Annotated in this window: 10 protein-coding genes and 1 other RNA gene; 6 read left to right on the top strand and 5 right to left on the bottom strand. The window is 51.1% G+C overall.

What is annotated here, in order from left to right:
• Nucleotides 1-612 precede the first annotated feature (612 nt).
• Nucleotides 613-1,035, top strand: coding sequence for a hypothetical protein (locus MXE39_RS11965; RefSeq protein WP_247074169.1), 423 nt, complete (start codon nucleotides 613-615; stop codon nucleotides 1,033-1,035).
• Nucleotides 1,036-1,878: 843 nt separating this feature from the next.
• Here MXE39_RS11965 and nlpI read toward each other — a convergent pair.
• Nucleotides 1,879-3,291: a lipoprotein NlpI gene (gene nlpI, locus MXE39_RS11960; protein ID WP_247074167.1), complete on the bottom strand. Its 1,413-nt coding sequence runs from the start codon at nucleotides 3,289-3,291 to the stop codon at nucleotides 1,879-1,881.
• 820 nt (nucleotides 3,292-4,111) lie between these two features.
• Here nlpI and ssrA point away from each other — a divergent pair.
• Nucleotides 4,112-4,475: a transfer-messenger RNA gene (gene ssrA / locus MXE39_RS11955) on the top strand.
• Nucleotides 4,476-5,697: 1,222 nt separating this feature from the next.
• Here the strand turns inward: ssrA and MXE39_RS11950 are convergent.
• Entirely contained in the window at nucleotides 5,698-6,357 is a 660-nt protein-coding gene (locus tag MXE39_RS11950) for a class I SAM-dependent methyltransferase (RefSeq protein WP_246978944.1), read from the bottom strand.
• A 1,044-nt stretch (nucleotides 6,358-7,401) separates the two neighbouring features.
• On the opposite strand from MXE39_RS11950, the gene MXE39_RS11945 reads away from it, so the two are divergent.
• The gene (locus MXE39_RS11945; RefSeq protein ID WP_246978943.1) at nucleotides 7,402-8,394 is read left to right on the top strand and encodes a calcium/sodium antiporter; all 993 of its coding nucleotides are present in this window, start codon (nucleotides 7,402-7,404) and stop codon (nucleotides 8,392-8,394) included.
• A gap of 425 nt (nucleotides 8,395-8,819) precedes the next feature.
• Nucleotides 8,820-9,017, top strand: coding sequence for a hypothetical protein (locus tag MXE39_RS11940; RefSeq protein WP_247074165.1), 198 nt, complete (start codon nucleotides 8,820-8,822; stop codon nucleotides 9,015-9,017).
• Nucleotides 9,018-9,688: 671 nt separating this feature from the next.
• On the opposite strand, the gene MXE39_RS11935 is transcribed toward MXE39_RS11940, so the two are convergent.
• The gene (locus tag MXE39_RS11935) at nucleotides 9,689-10,603 is read right to left on the bottom strand and encodes a flagellin (RefSeq protein ID WP_246978942.1); all 915 of its coding nucleotides are present in this window, start codon (nucleotides 10,601-10,603) and stop codon (nucleotides 9,689-9,691) included.
• A 1,085-nt stretch (nucleotides 10,604-11,688) separates the two neighbouring features.
• Here MXE39_RS11935 and MXE39_RS11930 point away from each other — a divergent pair.
• Together MXE39_RS11930 and ettA are read left to right on the top strand one after the other, a co-directional pair.
• Nucleotides 11,689-12,666, top strand: a complete 978-nt coding sequence (locus MXE39_RS11930) for a flagellin (protein WP_246978941.1) — start codon at nucleotides 11,689-11,691, stop codon at nucleotides 12,664-12,666.
• A 918-nt stretch (nucleotides 12,667-13,584) separates the two neighbouring features.
• Nucleotides 13,585-15,249, top strand: a complete 1,665-nt coding sequence (gene ettA, locus MXE39_RS11925; RefSeq protein ID WP_246978940.1) for an energy-dependent translational throttle protein EttA — start codon at nucleotides 13,585-13,587, stop codon at nucleotides 15,247-15,249.
• Between the two features lie 890 nt (nucleotides 15,250-16,139).
• On the opposite strand, the gene MXE39_RS11920 is transcribed toward ettA, so the two are convergent.
• Together MXE39_RS11920 and MXE39_RS11915 are read right to left on the bottom strand one after the other, a co-directional pair.
• The gene (locus tag MXE39_RS11920) at nucleotides 16,140-16,646 is read right to left on the bottom strand and encodes a GNAT family N-acetyltransferase (RefSeq protein ID WP_247074163.1); all 507 of its coding nucleotides are present in this window, start codon (nucleotides 16,644-16,646) and stop codon (nucleotides 16,140-16,142) included.
• Nucleotides 16,647-18,155: 1,509 nt separating this feature from the next.
• Entirely contained in the window at nucleotides 18,156-18,902 is a 747-nt protein-coding gene (locus MXE39_RS11915) for a phosphatase (RefSeq protein WP_246978938.1), read from the bottom strand.
• Nucleotides 18,903-20,581 lie beyond the last annotated feature (1,679 nt).

Here is a 20,581-nt window from a genome sequence, read left to right as displayed (position 1 = left end):
GAGAGGCTCATGTCATATGACTGAACATGATACTCAGTGCTCATTTCCTGACTGTAGAATGCAGGTGCTGATGATACTAAATCAGCCTGATTTGGTGTAAAGTAACTGCTGGACATGGCTTTACCTCATTTGTTTTATGAATATTCTTGCATATGCAAGATTCAGGTAAATAAGCCATGTCTTTTTGTTTTATGAGGGGTATCCTTGAGAGGATGACAATCCACATTCTAAAAATAAGATATAGATCAAACTTTTATTTCTATTAATCAAATTTCTTAAGAAAGCGTTTTAGTGACAAGCTGGCACTATCAGCAAATGCAACCCGTTAAGTTTCACACGTGGTCCTTTTTATGCTTGGCCAGGCTGCCCTAAATTTTGTGATCCGGATCGGGGCGTGTGTTTCCCCTATTGCATGGATACCATTCAATAACTACTAGATCAACGGTTCCACCTGCCAACAGTCCCTCATCCACTACAGACCCATGACAGTTGCAGACTTTTCAGTTAATTGCACTATTTTCAGCAACCTTTTACATTTCTTGCAGCAACTATTGCATCGAGATCAACAAATCTACAGTCGAACCTAATGCTTCCAGGCCTATCCCGCCGTTCATGATCCTGCATGTGCTCCATGGTAGCCCTGGTCCTTCGAAACATTACATTGTCTGTAATTTTATTGCATATACAAAAATCAATAATGGACCAAAAGTACATCTGCAGCACCTGTCAGGCAGCTTTACTAATGGATTCTTTAGGCTGGAAAAATTGCAGTTTATTGCAATTTTTGCAAAATTTATTGCAACAATGGAGGATAGTGCCCCTGCAGGCTGTTGGGCAGTACACAGTATGTGCTGTTACTTGTTTGGTTATTTTTTGGGGATAGCAGATTTGCAGGTATCTGATTGCCTGGAGAATCTGATGCAGAAAGGACGAACAGGCCAAATGCTACTGTTGCCAGTATGCATTGGGCTGCTACTTTTTTGGAGAATGCAGATTTTGCAGGTATTGATCTCTGCAGAATCTGCTTACATGTGAGACGGTATGGGCACCTTGCGGCTACTGAATGTATGCGGCAGATGCATGAATTTTATTTTAGTTTGCATATTTCAGACTCTGCATGTGTGCAGAGTCTTATGTATGGGGAGATACAGGAAGACCTGCGGACCATCCAGTTAGTCCGCATAAGCGCAGGTCCTTCAAACTGACGGATTTTGCAGCTTTTCGGTGGCTGCAAAACCTCTGGCATGTGAGATGACCACAACGCCTGTGATTAACTCATCAGTACGCTTGCGGTTCATTACTTTATTCAGACTCAGCCATGCAGAGTATGCATGCTTTACTGAGCCTGTAGCATGTGACAAGTCCGTACACCAGCCCTTTACAGGCAACTGCTGAGAGCTGCCCTGCATTTTGCGGTGTCGGTTCTTATATATTATCAAACTCTGCAATCTTTGCATTGACTGCAGAGACTTTTGCATGTGAGATCTTTAAAGGACCGGCAATCAGCTCATCATGAACTGTTGCCGGTCCTTTAACTTTTTGACTGAGCAGTGTTTAACCCCTTGCTAAGTCTGCAGCATGTGGTGCTGCCCGTTCCCATGGCTGCAACCCTTGATGGGGTGCATACTGAAATGCCCATGGGAGCGTGCAGATTTTACAACATTTGTTGTGCTTACTGCATCGGTTGATCGTGACTTTTCTTCAGTCTCGCAAAGCTGTATTTGTACTTACTGGAACTCTGCAGCCTGCAGCAGATCTGAGGAGTGAGCTGATTATGCCGAATTTACGGCATTTTTATGGCCAAAGGCCTCTAAGTATATTGCTGCACTGACACAGGTCTTACTGTCAGACTTTTCGGGACTTGAGTTGCCTGACGCTTTAATCTTCTTTGGCTGAGCCATGATCATTTGATGAGGCAGTGTTCTTTGAGCTGGAACCAGGCTGAGCTTTGGTCTTATCAGCTGCCTTTCCATCAGTCTTGTCGATTGTCTGGCCTGAAGTATTGGCTTTTGCTTTCCCGGCCGACTGGGTTGAGCCCCTTGTAGTAACCCTGGTTGAAGCCCTGGCAGAATCCCTGGCAGAAGCCTTTGCTGAATCCCTGGCAGAATCATTTGCAGCTGATTTGTCAGCTGCCTTGCCGACAGCAGGGGCCGCTGCCGGGTCTGCAGCCATGTCTGCAGACTGGGATGCAGGAATGGATGACTGCTGAGCTGCCTGTTTGGATGATTGCTGGGATGTCTTGCTGGTTGCAGCATTGCCTGCTGCCTTGAAGGCTGGCTGGGCTGCTGTGGCTTTGGTGTCGATGAGCTTGCGCTGAGCCTCAAAGTAGCGGTGGGCCTCGTCGGCCTGCTCTTCGAGCTGTTCGTTTCTTTTGCGCTGCTGCTCTTTGGCCTGAGTGTCGACAATGGCTACGGCCTCAAAACGCTTGAGGCGCATGATTTCCATCATGGCGTAACGGTATTCAAGGTAGCCGGTGACACTGGTGGCCATGGACAGGTGGAAGAGGTCATAGGCTCTCTTGTACTGTCCTTCAAACTGGGCCAGCTTGGCCATGTAGAAATAGGCCTCGCACAGACGACGTCCTCTTTCTACATTATCGATTGATGCCTTGCGCAGATCAGCAATCATCTTTTTGGAGCTGAGCTTGCCGCTCAGAAAATCGAGCACCTCAAGGCCCCATGGAACCTTTTTGTCTATGTCATTGCGACGTTCGATGATTTTCTCAGTGGCGTATTCCTCACCGTAGACATCACGCTCCAGAATGTAGAGCCAGGCAATACGGAAAGGGTCATTTTTGTCAAATTCGTAGAACTTGAGCAGATCGGTTATACCAAGCTCGGATCGGCCACCGTAGTAAAGAGCAATGCCCCGGTTAAACCAGGCAAATTTCTCTTTGGGATCGAGTTCCAGCACTGAGTCATAGGCTTCATAGGCTTCGGCAAAGCGCTCAGCTGAGGCAAGGTAGATACCCAGGAAATTGTATGCCTGAGGGAAATCAGGAACTTCTACCAGGGCATTGAGAAACATGTTGCGGGCAGTGACATCAAGACCAAGCCGGTCGTAGATAATGCCCAGCTGATAGAGCAGCTGAGCCTTCTGCTCACGGGTTATGCCCGGATTTGCAAGGGCAGCCGTAAACTGAGTGAGCAGCATCTGATACTGCTCTCTTTCAGCAGCATCAGGCAGTACCAGTATGGTTTCATCCTTATCAATAGAAAAAGGAGCATCCAGCGCCGGAGTAAAAGGTCCACCGTTGTTAACGGTGCAGCCTGAAAGGCCGTAGACAGCCATGGCCAGCACTGACAGCTTTAATCCCTGAGAAAGCAGCTGATGCAACCGCCTGGTAATGAATTTATGCATTGGGTAGCCACACAATAATTTCAAAATGCCAATGTCGGCAATTATAAGACAAACTCTTATTGTGCCATGGCTTTTGCAAAATTTAATAGCCTCAGTCCTTTAACGGCCCATCATGGTGCCTGCCCAGCACAGACGCTCCTGGCAGGCACCTGCCGGGCCCGCAAAAGTCTCTTGCAGACTTCACTCAATCCAGCTCCCGGCCTCAGTCAGGCAATGAAACTCAGGCATACCACTGCCACTCATCTCACGCTGCTATGCGGCTAATCATCCAGGCAGCTATGCAGCCTGATACATGGACTGACCGGGCAGCTCACCGTGATGCTCAGTCAACTTCGCAACCGGCATTCATCTACTGGCTTGTATCAGATGTCATCTCTAATCGTTCGTCCGCAGACTGACGGCTTTCCCAATTGCCCATTGCCCATTGCCCCCTTTTGTATTGCCCACTACCCCTTACTCCTTACCCAGTGCCTGTCAGGCACTGGTCAGCCCAGGGTGAGGCCATGCAAGGCAAGAAATGGGAGATGTAAGGGGCTGTAAAGACTGCCTTACTGGCCAGATGAAGATGGGTCCTGCCATGGAGGGCACCTGTCCATGTCCAGACATGATTCCCTAGCCTTGCCCGGCTCACAGCTGACTGTCATCAGCCGGGACCTCAAAACTATGGCCTGCTCAGTCATGCCGTGGCAGGAGATTTTGTTTACTGCATCTTGCATGGTGGCATTTAAAGACATATAATCGGGACACCCTTGGGGGTGATTCTGGATTCGACCGGAAGTTACCGAGCCTGAGGTGCATGTCGAGGGCGGATTGCCTCGTAAAAAGTCCTTTAAAATAGTCGCAAACGACGAAAACTACGCTTTAGCAGCTTAATAACCTGCGTAAGGCCATCGGTGTTAAGCCCTGCTGGTGTCGCTTAGCAAATCCGGTGTCAGTTTCCTCATCAGCTCGTGTGGAAGCTTCGCTTGAGGTGGAAGCATTAAATCTTTTATCAAGCTGGATATTTGGTGGCGTGACTCTCCGCAGCCAGTATTGAGATCAAAGAGAAGTCTAAACATGTAGTACCGACGGTAGAGTCTTTTGGGACGTGGGTTCAAATCCCACCACCTCCACCAGAATTCTCAAACAAAGCCTCAGACGGTTTAAAAGCACCGTTTGAGGCTTTTGTTTTTTCAGGCCTCCCATAGGCCCCTCTAAATGGCACCCGACAGCCACCCTTACCGTCAAAAGCAGGCCCGGCAGCCTGCAGGTCCGGCTGTCTGCCAGCCAGTCAGCCTTGCTCACAGCCAGCTATCATGCCCACACCGGCATGACAGCCAGTTGGCATTTGCCAGCCGAATGCCTGGCACGACAGTTCATAGCCGACATGGCTTGCCATAGCCATAGGCAGATGTCCTTGCACGGTCAGCATGGGCACAGCCTCCAGCTGCTGTGGAACAGTTGTCCATGGCGCAGTCATCTGTCTCATGCCCTCTAAAGCACTGCCATACTGGCTATTTCCACTGTATGGCTTTGCACTCAGCACAGTACCTTCAGTCCCCATCCCTGAAGAAGTCAGATAGAGCTGACTGCTGCACTGTCCCTCACCTAAATGCCTCATGGCCCTGATTGCTCATGACTTGCCGGGCTGTAAGACATGGACAATGGAGCAAGGACATAAGAGCCATGGGATATGGGCCATATGCCATCGCCCATACTGCAGCCTGTGTTCAGCCTTTTGGCGTTCTTTCGACATCCTTTCGCAATCATGGCATGGGTACGCATCTTGCCCAGCCTGAACCAGCTGTCCAGCTTGTCGGGGATTCTCAGCCTGCAGGCCCGGTTCTTAATGCTCTATATTCTGGGTGATTGTCCAGTCCAGCACGCTCATTCTGACAGCAAGCTGCCTGATGAGCTCAGATCTTTGCGATAGTACATGGCATAGTGAATGTCTCATGGCCCATGTTTGAGCCTGAGACCGGCTGGAAGTTTTTCAGCCCATATTACAGGGCCGCCTGTCCAGGAGAGGACAGGCGGCCCTTTTATATGGTGCCCTACAACCGGCACAGTCATTGTCTGCAGTCTATGGCTGCATGCGGCTGTCGTTCCCGACGGATAACTGTTGTATGCCAGACACTGGAGCAGCCTTGACTAAACTAAACGCAGCGATAGTCAGGCCAGGCACGTCCATGACATGTCGTCACTGCTAAAGTACAGCCTTATTTGAGGCATGACAGACTTCATAACATGTCGGTTTGCTGGCTTTCTAACTTGCTGTCCTGTTGACCGGAGTCATATGCATGGACCTGCAGGATGTCTTGCTGGCAGACTCATGGGAGGTCATGCTGCTTAGTCGTCTTAGCCCTGGTGCTCTGGGGAGCTGGTCTGGGCACCAGGGATACGGCCAAAGACAAGACCGCTCTGGGCAAAGTAGGTGGCGCCGTGATTTTCACTGGCACCAAGGCGACGGACTATATTGCTGTCGGCGGCCAGAAGGCCGTAGCCACGGGTTGCCAGCTTTTCAATCCAGTACTCGCTTGGCTGCTCGTTATAGTGGAACTCGCCACCAGTACCTGGAAGAGCATGAGTCATAAGAATAAAGCGGCCATTGGTAAGTGTGTCGAGCAGAGAGTCCAGATACTTCTCTTCAATGTGCTCTACCACCTCAACACAGACAGTGAGGTCAACAGGGGAGCATACGAAGCCGCCTTTGGTCAGATTGTGCTCAACAATAGGATAGGCACAGTTCTTTACGTTGAATGGCAGACCATCGATACCCAGTACCGGTACCTTGAAGGTATCAATAAGATAACGGCCCACATTACCAAGTCCGGCACCTACATCAAGTACGCTTTTGACGTTGAAGCGCTCCATGACATATTTAAAGACATTTGGAGAGAAGCTGGCCGGATCGCCATAGAAGAGATTACCGCCACCGATCTCACGGGTAGCATTATCTTCAGGGTTGCCAACAAATAAGGTGTTTACGTTGCTGTTGTTCTTGAGAGTCAGTTCCATTTTCAGTCTTTACTATATTCGTGGGAGTTATTGATACTGAGCCCCGGCACAGCCATGCCTGCCCTGACAGGCATTGCCCAGCCATGCCACATGCCAGCCTTGCCTTGCTCCTGCTGCAGGTCAGCGACAAACCTGACATGGCCATTGCCATGGGCATAGCCTTGGTAATGGCCAGGAGTCAGGCTCATCCTCTGACGTCATGAGCCCATGTCAGCACATAAAGTGTGATGCCCATGCCGCCCTGGGCCAGCATTTTGGCTGGCTCTGCTGTTCTGTGCATGAATGAAATGACCTGCAATGAGCAATTTAAACAGACTGTGTCCCAACAGTACAGTATGAGCCGCTGAGCACAGGCTGGCTGTGACTTTGCACAGCTGGACCTTCCAGGCCAAGCAGGTCAGACAGGCAGGACAGCAAACAGACAGCATGACATGCTGGCGGGCTGACAGACAGAAAAGCCGGACCGCTTCCCTCAGTTGCGTCTGCCAGAAAGCAATCAGGTCAGTTTGCTCATCTGAGATCATAGAAATACGCATCACCGGCACTATTAGTGACCTGCAGCCCATACACCTGACAGGCAGCGGTAAACCTGCCAGTATGAATTGCTGACAGGTTTTCCGACTGCCCGCCTGCGTGCTGTCAAGCTTGCCTGCTCGCAGATTAACGAGCAGTCAGAAATCTCTTTGAGCTCAGGCAATGCCCCGCATTACCAGAAACTGACGAGCAGCTTGCTGACAGGATGGGCAGACAGCCATTTTGCAGATGGGGACCAGTGGTACTCGGGTATTCCGTGACAGTGAGCCATGTATGTGATGAGGTGTTAAGTACTGATTATTCAGTCATACTGGCTCGGGAGAGCTAAGTTTAAGCCAAATTGGCAGGTGTGGCCATTCAATTTAACCCATGTCATTAGCACTTGTCCTCAATGGCTGGCTGAATGCACAAATATGAGCCGTCAAAAGACATTCCTAAGCTTGTGCCATTACAATCACACCCTGTCTGTATTAACAGTATCCTTGTAACAGCAAACTGCATGAGGTAAATATGCTTCTTCCTGCTGCGGCCATAGTAGTTGGCCTGGTTTTATTAGTTTGGAGTGCTGACCGCTTCGTTGACGGAGCAGCAGCAACAGCCCGTTACTTCGGCATGCCGGCTCTGCTTATCGGTATTATCATCGTGGGCTTTGGTACATCAGCCCCTGAGATGGTAGTTTCAGCCCTGGCTGCCAGTGATGGCAATCCAGGTATTGCCCTTGGTAATGCCTATGGCTCCAATATCACCAATATCGGCCTGATTCTTGGTCTGACCGCCATTATCAGCCCGGTAGCCGTATCCTCTCAGGTACTGCGCAAAGAGCTGCCAGTACTTCTGGCCGTTACTGCTCTTGCCATGTTCCAGGTTTGGGACAATGAGATTACCCGCCTCGATGCCTTTATCATGATCGCCGTATTTGCTCTTATCATGGGCTATACCATTTACCAGAGCCTGCAGGAGAGAAATAAAAAGGTAGTACCAGACCCTGACGAGGGGAAAGAGGATGAAGGAAATGACATGCCTTTATCCCGTGCCATCATGTGGCTGGTCATTGGTCTGCTGTTACTGATTGCCAGCTCCCGCATGCTGGTCTGGGGTGCAGTTGAGATTGCTACTGCCCTGGGTGTCAGTGATTTGATTATCGGTCTTACCATTGTGGCCGTAGGCACCTCACTGCCAGAGCTTGCCTCCTCCATCATTGCTGCCATGAAAGGAGAGCATGACATTGCCCTTGGCAATATCATTGGCTCCAATCTCTTTAACACCCTGGCCGTTGTAGGTATTGCCGGAAGCATCTCCCCAATGATAGTTGAGCCTGAGGTCTTCTACCGTGACATGACAGTCATGGCCGGTCTGACTCTATTTATCCTCATAGTAGGCATAGGCATCAAAGGACCAGGCCGTATCAACCGTGTTGAAGGTGGCCTGATGCTGGCCACATACATTGGCTACACAGCCTATCTTGTCAGCACAACCTTTGTCGCAGCCGCCCCGTCCGCCTGATGCCCCGGATGGCCGCCAGCCTGCGGCTGCGGCCATCCACGGACGTCACGCAACCCGGCACTGCGTGCCACCCACGCAGTGCCGCCACAGACAGCAGCCTCAGTCCCCTGAGGCTGCTGTTTTGTTTTCAGCCCGCTGAAATGAACCAGGAGGCTGCCCTCCAGCGTTCCTCTACCAGGATGCCCCACCAGCATGACAGTATGGTCCAGCAGGCCCATCCCTGAAGTCAAAAGCAACATGACAGCAGGTAAGCCCGGAACTGGCAACTGGCCATTAGACAAGACAGTCCGGACATGGTATTGCAGAGTACGCCATAGATCTGGACAGAAATGCAGGGCACAACGGGGAATGGCATAACATGGCATTGCACGGCATAACAGGGCACAGCCTCACCGGGATTGAGCCTGTTTTGACCTTACCTGGCTATGGATGTGTTCGATGAACCTGCAGTATTGCCTGAATACCAATGGTTCATGAACTGTTTGCTGGCTGGACGAATCACTGTCAGATTGGTGAGTGATTGGGCTGGTGCTGGCCTGTGCAGCAGGACACTGACTGGACAGTTGATGGCCTTTGCGGGCAACCTGATGAACGCCATGGTTATGGCCTCTGAGGCAGCTTGATGACTGGACTGTGAGGGACTTTGCGGGCAGCTTGCTTGCTTATTGGGTGTTGGTCTTGCAGCACAGCCTGTTGGCTGACATTCTTTCAGGACAGATTTATTGCTGACGGGCTTCCTGTTTGACAGGCTGGCTGGCCAATGCCTTGAATAATACAGATTTGCGCAAGGCCAGGCTGTATAGCATGATACACATGTACGGAGTGATGAGTGTATGAGACATGGCACTGCCTGGCAGATGGATGTCTCCTTCATGTCGCCCGTGTGACATGATTGAATGGTGATATGACTGCTTAATGTACGGGCAGTTGAAGGACTGAAAGGGAGGTGTATCGTACAGACGGATGGACATTGGTACTGACGTGCTGGTTATCTAATGCCGATGTGGATGTACCGGCAGATAGCTGGACGTGCTGACGCCTGTATTGATTGCGGAGGGTAGTCAGTTTCCCTCTAAACAGGAACCGGATTTTCAAAATCTGGCCTTTCATAAATCCTGTTAGCCTGAAATCGCCATTTGGGTGCTGTTTTCAGGTCAAAAAAAACCATCATACCCAAAAGGGCACGATGGTTTCTGATGCCAGCCATACCGATTCTGTCCTGTGCCGGACAGTACAGCAGGCTGTTCTATGAGAGTTTAAAGAAAACTGTTCAGGGCAGTTCTGCCGGTCTCAGTTAGCGGTTGAGCAGGTTTAAGGCAACCTGTGGACGCTGATTGGCCTGAGTCAGGATAGTGGCAGTAGCCTGCTGAATAATATTCTGCTGGGTCAGGTTGGCAGTTTCCTCGGCGAAGTCGGTATCACGTAATACGGAACGTGAGGAAGCTACGTTCTCCTTGATGGAGTCCTGGTTACGTACAGTTGCTTCAAAACGGTTCTGTAAAGCGCCAAGCTCAGCACGCTTGCGGTTTACAGCGTTGATCAGGTGATCGATACCGCCCAGAGTCTTAGTGGCCTCTTCAGCAGTGCTGATGTTGATACCTGGGTTGGTGCCGTTGTTTTTGAAGACGTCCTTAATCTTGTACTTCTGACCGTCGATCTCGAACTCGTCACTGCCGCCATACAGAACAGCCAGAGAGGCCAGACCGTCTACGTCCATGGACTGGGTCAGGTCAATCTTAACGATGGAGGATGGGTCAGCACCGAGCTGGAAAGAAGCGATACCGGCATTGCCGTTTAAGACGTCAGCACCGGCAAAGGTGGTGTCGTTGGCAATACGGGCGATTTCCTCAACCATCTGAGTAACCTCGATCTGGAGGGACTCACGGTCTTTTTCGGTATTGGTACCGTTGGCAGACTGTACTGACAGGGTACGAATACGCTGCAGCATGTTGGTAACTTCATCCAGAGCACCTTCAATGGTCTGGCAGAAAGCCAGAGCGTCCTGGGTGTTACGGTTACCTTGAGTCAGACCGTCAAGCTGAGTGGAAAGGTTGTTAACAACCTGCATGCCTGCGGCATCGTCCTTGGCCTTATTGATACGTAAGCCTGAGGATAATCTCTGGTAGGAGACATCAAGGCTGTCATTGGCACGCTGGGCGGCACGCTGGGCATATAAAGATGAAATGTTGCTGTTAATGAATAAAGGCATTTCTTTAAACTCCGGTTACGAGAAACACATCGTTTCTCCAGGAACAGTTAAGCCGAATGTGGCTGAGTCTTTGCCAGGGTGCAATTATTGCCGCTCTCATAACGACAATGTGGGGAGCAGGGCTCCCCGCATATTCTCTCTCTTTACCTTTTAATCTGTGCCCGGTGGCTTTTACAGGCTGACCGGCACAGAATGCAAAGACTTTTTTTCTTTCTCTCTTTAAAGCATGAACAGGATAAATAACCTGTCTGCACAGAGATTATTGCAGGTAGCGTGCCAGTTATAAAACTTGATTTTCATCACATTTATGCTGCGTACCACCCAGCAAGAACCCCATCTTTTGAACCATTTGCCTCAGACATTCCAAAGCGGCAAGGTCGTGACTTTACTCCCGTAAATTTTCACTGCAGGTCACATCCCCACGTGACCACCACCCAAGAGACACTCACCAACGTACTTTTAAGTTTGACCAGAAAATACCTGCTGTCACAACTGTGACAGCCAATAGACGCTGTTATTTTCCTGTCACAGCCAAGGCAAAACTTACCGTCATTTTCACGGCACAACCTGGCTGTTCCCGTAACATCAACACATTTCAACCTAGCAACTCCCAGAACCTTTCAGGCAAATGTAATGTCCAGCCAGGCCAGGCCATGACAACTAAAGCATGACTATGACAGGCAAATACATATTACGAAGCTTACATTGGGTAGAGAGAGCTATACCAACACAGAGCAGAGGATAACTATCAGAGGGATGGGGATTGCCTGATGACACCAGCAGTAGCAGCTACATGCAAGAGTTCAGGTATAAGCATGGAGAAGAAGATAGGGAAGGATATGAATTTAGAAAGTGGCCACATGAGCTGCCCCACTGACGGCCCTAGGGCAGGACTAACAGGGAAAGTACATTGAACAGTCTGTAATACCTTTTATAGAGCATTCTCCAAAACACAACCACCGCCATCAATGTCAGTGGCATAGTCATTGCTAACGGATAAACTAAATAAGATCATGTACAGCACATGTGAACGATAAGAGAAACAGAAGTTATCGGCCGTAAAAGGCCATAAAGGGAGATCAGATATGGCTCTTTACGTCAACACGAACGTCAGCTCCATCAATGCCCAGCGCAAGCTGGCCAATAGCACTCTGAGCTTAAATACCTCCTACCAGAGACTGTCCTCAGGCCTGCGTATCAACTCCGCCAAGGACGACGCTGCCGGCCTGCAGATCTCCGACCGTCTGACCTCCCAGATTAATGGCCTCAACCAGGGTAACCGTAACACCAATGACGGTATTGCCCTTGCCCAGACCATCGAAGGAGCTCTGGACGAAACCACCAACATGCTCCAGCGCATCCGTGTGCTGGCTGTACAGTCCGCCAACGGCACCAACTCCCAGGCCGACCGCAAGGCCCTCCAAGAAGAAGTCACCCAGCTCTCTGATGAAATTAACCGTATTGCCCGCCAGACCACTTTCGCAGGTGCATTAGTTCTTAACGGCAAGCAGACTACTGGTGTGAATAATCACCTTAAGAATGAGAACAGCCTTATTCCAGGAGGTCAGGGACCTAATGCAGGAAAGATTATTTTCCAGGTAGGTGCCAATGCTAACGACACACTATCACTGCAGTGGGATCAGCCTTTTACCATTTCCGGCATGGCCGCTATGGCAGGCTGGGGTAAAGCTGGTAATAACGCTGCTGGCGCAAATAATGGATTAATTGCTACAAGTGCCCAGCACTTATCTAAACTGCGCTGGACCATCTCATCCGCTGAGCTTGCAACCAAGACTCTGGCAAACATTGATACCATGATCCAGGTAGTTGACTCCAAGCGCGCCGGTCTTGGCGCTCTCCAGAATCGTATGGAAAGTACTATTCGCAATCAGGCCTCTATCTCTGAAAATGAGGCTGACGCCCGCAGCAGAATTCGTGACACAGACTTCGCCGCTGAGACCGCTTCTCTCACTCAGAACAACATTATTCAGCAGGCATCCCAGACTGTTCTGGCCCAGGCTAACCAGCGTCCAACAATCGCTCTGAGCCTGTTAGGTCAGTAATACAGATTCATTTCATTCTCTCTTTATCATTCAAGGCGGGTTTATCCCGCCTTTTTGCTTTCTAAAAGATTATGAAAGTAACTAACACTCAAACGCTGAAAAAAGGCATCAAGAAAGCACCTGGCTCTCTTTAGATTTACGGTCATAAGAACGCAAAAGAGGAAACTTTACCATGCTGTTCTGCTGTTACAGAATATTGATAAGCTGACTGGTGCCTATACAGCAAGAGAGTAGGCCTGGATGCTTTACAAAACAGACTAAAATCTTCATTAGAGACCAGGCTGATGCCCGCAGCAGAATTCGTGCCCCCTCCCATCAGTCCTTTATTCAGCAGGCCGCAACCTCAATGCTGATGCAGGCTAACACCCGTACTCAGCTGGGCCTGTCCCTGTTAGGCTAAAAGCCGCCTTTGGCAGGCCTTTACCAGACTACTTCAATCTCTATCATTATTTAAAAGCCCTCTGGTCACTCGAGCAGAGGGCTTTTTTGCAGGCTGCTGGAATTTATTTGGGTAGCTAACGAATTCGCCTTTCTGGCGTATTTTGCTCATTACCCCTTTATGGCGGTACCACATTGACCAGAGGATGTCGCATATGATGCGACATCCTCTGGCGCGGCAACTTGCCTGACCTGCTGCAGTTCTTTCGGTACGCGGTGCCTGCCTGTTAGTTTATGTTGTGCCCTGTCAGGAGGTAAGCACTGTAGCACTGCATGTACTGGGTCTGGCAGCTTCATCCACCTCTAGTGGCGGTATGGCTCTTAGTGTTGCTTGCCTGCGTGGTTTTGGGGGCTGATGGTCTGGTGGTGTGGGCGTGGTTGTGCGGGACTGGTGGTGTGGCGGGCATATAAAAGCCCGGCTGCATGGATAAATAATCCTATGTTGTTATAATTAAGCCAATCTTTTTTAATGAGGATGATATGGCTCAATTCATTTTTACTATGAATCGTGTGGGCAAGATAGTGCCCCCAAAGAGACAAATCTTAAATAACATTTCTCTGTCTTTCTTCCCGGGCGCAAAGATCGGCGTATTAGGTCTGAATGGTGCCGGTAAATCCACCCTGATTAAGATCATGGCTGGTGTTGACCAGGACTATGAAGGCGAGGCCCGTCCACAACCTGGTATCAAGATTGGCTATCTGCCTCAGGAGCCTAAGCTCGATCCTGAAAAGACTGTTAAGGAAGTCATTCAGGAGGCTTTTGGTGAGGTTAACCGTGCCCTGACCCGCCTTGATGAAGTCTACGCTGCCTATGCAGATGAAAACGCAGACTTCGACGCTCTTGCCAAAGAGCAGGCTGAGCTTGAGGCCATCATTCAGGCTCACGACGGCCACAATCTGGACAACCAGATTGACCGTGCTGCCGATGCCTTACGTCTTCCTGACTTCAGCCGTCAGATCAAGGTTCTCTCCGGTGGTGAGCGCCGTCGTGTTGCTCTGTGCCGTCTGCTCCTTGAGCGTCCTGACATGCTGCTGCTCGATGAGCCTACCAACCACCTGGACGCCGAGTCTGTTGACTGGCTTGAGCAGTTCCTGCACCAGTACCCAGGTACAGTAGTAGCCGTTACCCACGATCGTTACTTCCTGGATAACGTTGCAGGCTGGATTCTGGAGCTCGACCGTGGCGAGGGTATCCCATGGCAGGGTAATTACTCCAGCTGGCTGGAGCAGAAGGATCAGCGTCTGCAGATCGAAGAGAACACCGAAAGTGCCCGTCGCCGCTCCATCGAGCGCGAGCTTGAGTGGGTCCGTCAGGGTGCCCGTGGCCGTCAGGCCAAGTCCAAGGCCCGTATGGCACGTTTTGAAGAGCTGTCCTCTGTTGAGTACCAGCGTCGTAACGAAACCAACGAGCTGTACATTCCACCTGGCCCACGTTTAGGTGATTCCGTACTGGAGGTTAAGAACCTCTGCAAGGCATATGATGGCCAGGTGCTGATCGACGATCTGTCCTTCACTCTGCCAAAGGGCTCCATCGTGGGCATCATCGGTCCTAACGGTGCCGGTAAGTCCACCCTGTTCCGCATGATCACCGGTCTTGAGAAGCCTGATTCAGGTGAGATCAAGCTGGGCGACACTGTAGTAACAGCCTACGTTGAGCAGTTCCGTGACGAAATGAACGATGACAACACTGTCTTCGAGGAAATTTCCCACGGTCAGGACATTCTGCGTATCGGTTCCTACGAGATCCCATCCCGTGCTTACATCGGCCGCTTCAACTTCAGAAGCACCGATCAGCAGAAGCGCGTAGGCGATCTCTCCGGTGGTGAGCGTGGCCGTCTGCAGCTGGCCAAACTGCTGCAGGTTGGCGGCAACCTCCTGCTGCTGGACGAGCCTACCAACGATCTGGACGTTGAAACCCTGCGTGCCCTTGAGAACGCCTTACTGGAGTTCCCAGGCTCAGCTATGGTTATTTCCCACGATCGCTGGTTCCTCGACCGTATTGCCACCCACATCCTGGACTACGGTGATGAGGGCAAGGTACGCTTCTTTGAGGGCAACTACACTGAGTACGAAGCCTGGAAGAAGAAGGAGCTGGGTGAAGAAGCTCAGCCTCACCGCCTCAAGTTCAAGAAGGTCGCCAAGTAAGACCTGGCTGAACTTTGCAGCATGAAAAAAGCGCCCTGCCTTACGGCAGTGGCGCTTTTTTCATATGTGCTGCGAACAAACACCAGTTTTTGACCGCACTGGACCAGGACAGGCCTGAGTTGCAATCTTAGTTGCTGTATGACTGACTGTCTGCCTTGCTGTGTGGATGGCTGACTGACAGGATAGGCTGGAGTGGTCCTCCTTGCAAGGCAAAGCCATGATCCCTCCAGCTTATGAGCAGTCCGCTGCAAGGCCCTACAGCCATCTCTTATGCCCGCTTATCCTGTCCTGCCTAACTGACCGTCCTGTACCATAACGTCCCGTATACCCCAGCAGATCGGGCTATCCCCGGCACAACTATGGATGCGGATACAGTAACAGCTATGGTTAAGGCTGCAACCACAGCCTCAGACAGGGCTACAGACACCTGCTAAGCCCCAGGCACATCCAGCAGCTATATCACTATCCGTTGCTCTGATAGGCTGCAGACAGTCCTTGAGAGACTGCTGAGAGGCCATGCCGATCGCTGACATAGCCCAGGGCAGAGCATGTCATGAAGTGACATCAGATGCTGTCCAGGTAATGAGCTGTCACAGGAGCTGTAACCATGGCCGTATAGAGGCTCATAGCTTCGCTGTAGCGGCTTAATGGCCTCAAGAACGTGCAAGGCCTGTCCAAATGGACAGGCCTTGCTGTAGAAGCTGTATGCAGCCCCAGGAGCGTCTGTGTGCCCTGGGGCATAGTATGCCCTGCTGTGCCCTGTGCAGCGGTTGTGGACTGTGCAGTCCGTAGCTGAGCAGCACTGCGTGGTACTGGTGCTGGGGTGCACAATGCCCCCTGCCTCTGGCAGGGCGGGGCAGCGCACAGTTGCGCTGGCTGGCCTGCCTTGCTTAGCGGGCAATGGTCAGATGTCTGACCAGATAGTGACCAGGCGGCTTCAGGGCCTGCTTTTCAATGCCGTAGCCTGCCTTCTGGGCTGAGCGCAGGGCTCTGATGTCATTCATGTCGGCGACAGTAGACAGGGCATTGAGATTGCCAAAGTCGTAGGAGGCAATAGACCAGCGGCGCAGAGCAGTAGCAATACCCTGACCCTGCAGGGATGGATGCACACCTACGTACAGTGAATGCAGGATATGGTGCTCGATTTCACCCTCATTGAGCATGAAGCACTCATAGCCTACCACCTTGTTTTCCTTATCCAGGACCAGTGAAACCAGCTCCGGAGAACGGAAGCGGTACAGCCACACAAGCCAGTTGAGCATTGGCACACGGAAGAGCTGGGAGTGCAGGCTCTGTACCTCCTTGAGGTACTTTACTTTTCCGGTGACAAAAGTGTAGTCGCCGAACTTCTCAGGTTCATGGCGTCTCATAATCTGGCGGGCGTACTTTTGATTCATCTTCCATAACTGCACGTTATGGCTGAAATGATGTAGTTCCATGCCTGACCTTACCTGTTAAAGGATATTATCAGCACAGTCAGCTGCCCCCGACAGCCTGTCCATATGCTGTACTAAACCACAGACTGCCTGCTGAAAATCAGCGTATGCAACCGTACCTGCAGGCACGGTAACAAAAGTGGCACTCATATATCTTCAGGCAGCGCTCATCAGCACTGCCGCCCTGCCGTGCTCACCTGATATCCTGATATAAGGTGCAGCAATCAGCTCAATATCCCATGGTCTGACCTGAGCGGGAAAAATTCGCTGCCAGTCGGCAGCGCTGCATGGTCAAATGCAATACAAAAAGGGCCAATACACATATTGCCGCCTGTGCTTACAGGCCGCCTCAAGTGTAAGTCCTGTCAGTGAGCTGATGCAGGTTACTCCGTCAAAAGTGACGGAATTACCGGGGGTATAAATACAAGATAATCAATTGCGCCTGTAAGCTCAATAGAAAAGCCCGTCCCCCATATCGACAATATTACTCAGATAAGCGCCTTACTCTTCAGTGGATCGCCATTTTATCGAAACAGATTTACCCCATAGATAAAAATCAGGCCCTGTCCGAAAAAGTGTATTTTTGTGATACACCACAAATAGCGCCACGCATTATGACACCATCCCCTGCCTTGCGTGCACAGCACCCGGGAGCACACTCCTAAAGCCAGGCACCTCAATCATGCCTCTGTGGCATCAGCCATCAGGCCAGGCAGACCGGCTCCAGGCCCAGCCCGGCCTGGCAGCATCAATCATTAAACCTGATGACCACACCTGACTGACCATACCTGCGTCATGCAACCCGTATCGTTTGACAGAGCCAGGCTGGGCACGACAAGGCCAGCCCAGGCAAGGCTAACAAAGAGCAGGATGGCTTAGCATTGCATGACGTAGCAATACAGCTCAGCTCCTTACGCTGACTTAAACTGCCTTACACTGCTCAACCCTGCTCTGGATTTGATTAAATCAAAATTTGATTAAATCAACACTTGATTCAATCAACAATGGCCTCGGCATATTGTCGGGCACAGAATGAGGGGGCTGACTAATAGCCAGAGTGAGAGGCTGACATGAGGCCTCAGCCAAAGGCTCACTTCAAAAGTTCAGCCTGAAACTCAGGGCCATTTAAGCATAAAGCCCCGTGATTAAAACGATCACGGGGCTTTATGCTGTATGGCAGCTGTCATATGGCTGCCGTCCCTGAGCATGAGCTCAGTGGCGGATGGCCCTGGGCCTCAGCCGTCAGCTGCAGACAGCATTGGCAGGCAGACTGGCCGGCTGTGACTCAAGCTGCAGGGCTGGAAGGCGGCCTGCAGCTGGCCTGACATGCCTGCATTCAGGCAGGGAGCCTGGGGCAGAGTGCCCAGGAAGGCCGTCTGCGGGCATGCGTGCTTCATACATGCTCATGGACCTGCATGCGGGCCTGCAGACTGCTTTGGGTCCTGCGGACTGATGCCTTTGAGATTACTCTTAGAACGGAGCAAAGAAACGGTGGAGTGACTTGATTGGTTCACGGCCACGGGACTCGAGGAAATCGAGCACCTTCATTGGGCTGGTGTTGATAACCTGGTCATAGCAGATACCGGCTGCCTCAATGACCTGCTCTGCTTCCTTGAAGTTACCCAGGAAGTAGCAGACATGGGCATCAGAACCAAGGGCAATGACATTGCCTATTTCCTTTGCCAGGGTAGCTACCTTTATGCAATTGTCACGACTGCCTGAGCGGGTATTTACATTAGATGATGAGTTGAGCTCAATGGCTACATTGTGCTCTTTGGCACACTCAAGTACCTCACGGAAGTTAACCGGATATCTTGGGTTGCCAAGGTGGGTGATGATATCTACCTTGCCTGAGGCAATGACCTTTTTGACAATCTCGGTGTGCTCAGCCTCAGTAGTAGGATCAAGGCTTGGGTGGAAACCGGCCAGAACAATATCCAGACGGTCAAGAATGTAGTCTTCAAGGTCAATGGTGCCGTCAGCACGCAGATTGGCTTCAACACCACGCAAAATTGCAATGTTATCCACCACATGAGGAATTACTCTGAGGTTGCCAAAATGCCATGGATGAGGGGCATCAGGGACATCAGGACCATGGTCGGTAGTGGCAAACATGGCTATGCCACACTTCTGAGCCTGTAAGACATAATCATTGATAGTGCTGTAAGCATGATCGCTGGCCACAGTGTGGGTATGCAGATCTACCAGGAAACGCATTTTATGTATCCTCATCTAATTGGTTTGCAGCCTGTCATCAGACAGCTCTACGATATCAGAACCTGCCCTGCAGGCACAGCCTCACTTAATCAAGCCTGCCAGGCCAATGGCAGCCCGGCCACGGCATAAGCCGCATGCCTGGCCAGTGATGGCCATACGGTCAGCCATAAAGGCATGAATGGACTGTCTGGTTCAGTACAGGCAATAAGACTATGACCAGGACATGCAGGCATGCAGCCATGTCGGGCCAGCCCCATCTCCAGCTCCAGACAGCCTCGAACCATCAGGAACCGGTACGGAGCTCAGGCGGGTTAAAACCTTGTGTTGAACTTATATTCTAGAACTTTACTGTCTGTTTTGTGTTTAAAGGCCGTAACAGACAGATGTTATGCCCCGGTATGATCCACAATACCCGTCATAATGCACCATGACTACGGACAGAAATCCCACTGACCCAAGACACCTAAGCCCCACCAGGCATCTCCATACCTTGCCTTGCCTTTGCCCGGAGCGGAGATCATACATGAGCTCATTCCAGAGCTCACTTCAATAACTCATTCCTGAGCTTACTTTAGAGCCCATTACCATAGCCATAGCCATGCTCATGCACATTAGTGTGCCTGTACCAAAGGACAAAGAGACAAAAGCCGGAAGCTCAGAACAAGTGAACTCATAGCTGACGTCAAAGGGCAGGTGCTGATGACCTGTTGGCGTCCCTGGGACAGGGACAAGAGCAGGATCAAAGGACTGGAAGCTGAAGACTAATAAGCTGATGCTCACCACAGCTCAGCCCTGCCCAGCTCAGCCCTGGCCAGGCAGGAAGACCTTGCTGCTTTCAGCTGCGACAGGCAGCCCAGGATGCTAACCGGACCAATGACAGCCCCATGACCGGGGCCGGTACGGCTGCCTTGCCGTCTGCAGCTCTGGCTGCAGCACATACGGCAGATACTGACACCGCATGGGAACAGAGCTGCTGCAGGCAGCGGCTCTGGTAATTACAGGATAAGGCATGACCCAGGGTTGTCTTGCCTGAAGTTTATCTTCCATGCCTGCCGGGCATGACCAGGGCAAAGAGAACAAATAGCCATTCCAGAACAACTCAACTGCTATCCCATGGCTATACCGTAGCTCTACCTTGGCTGCTCCGTGGCCATGCTGCTGCCAGGTAAGGGGTTCTCTATGGCTGCACCAGGGCTTTACATGGGCCCCAATTGCCATGCATCGGCCATGGCCAGGCCTGGCTATGCAACGGCCTGGGCAAGCCCAGCACTGGACATGGCCATGCTATGGAGATTTGCTGTCTTTGCAAGGGATATTATCTTGCCATGCCGTAGCCATGCACTGGCTATGGCATGACAAGGTGGATAAGTGGAATATTGGCAGGTCAGGGCTATGCTGTGCTGTGCAGGCCACGGCCAGCCATGACAAAGCATGGTCTGGCTGTTACTGTCATGGACATGGCATAGCAGGCAGGGCCGCATGCCTTGCCGGGAAAGGCAGTGGCCTGCTGGGCTGCGGGGCTGTGGGGACATCAGCTGGCCTGGGGATTACTCAGGGGCTACGCACAAAGCGTGAAATTTGATCCAAGGATCAAATTCGGAAAATAAAATGTGATACCAGGATCACTTTTTAACAATTTAGATTCACTTAAAAACGAGATTTTGATCACATAGTAAAAA

This window comes from Anaerobiospirillum sp. NML120511, assembly GCF_023050955.1.
Taxonomy (GTDB): Bacteria; Pseudomonadota; Gammaproteobacteria; order Enterobacterales; family Succinivibrionaceae; genus Anaerobiospirillum.
This window is presented reverse-complemented; position numbering and strand designations above follow the sequence as displayed.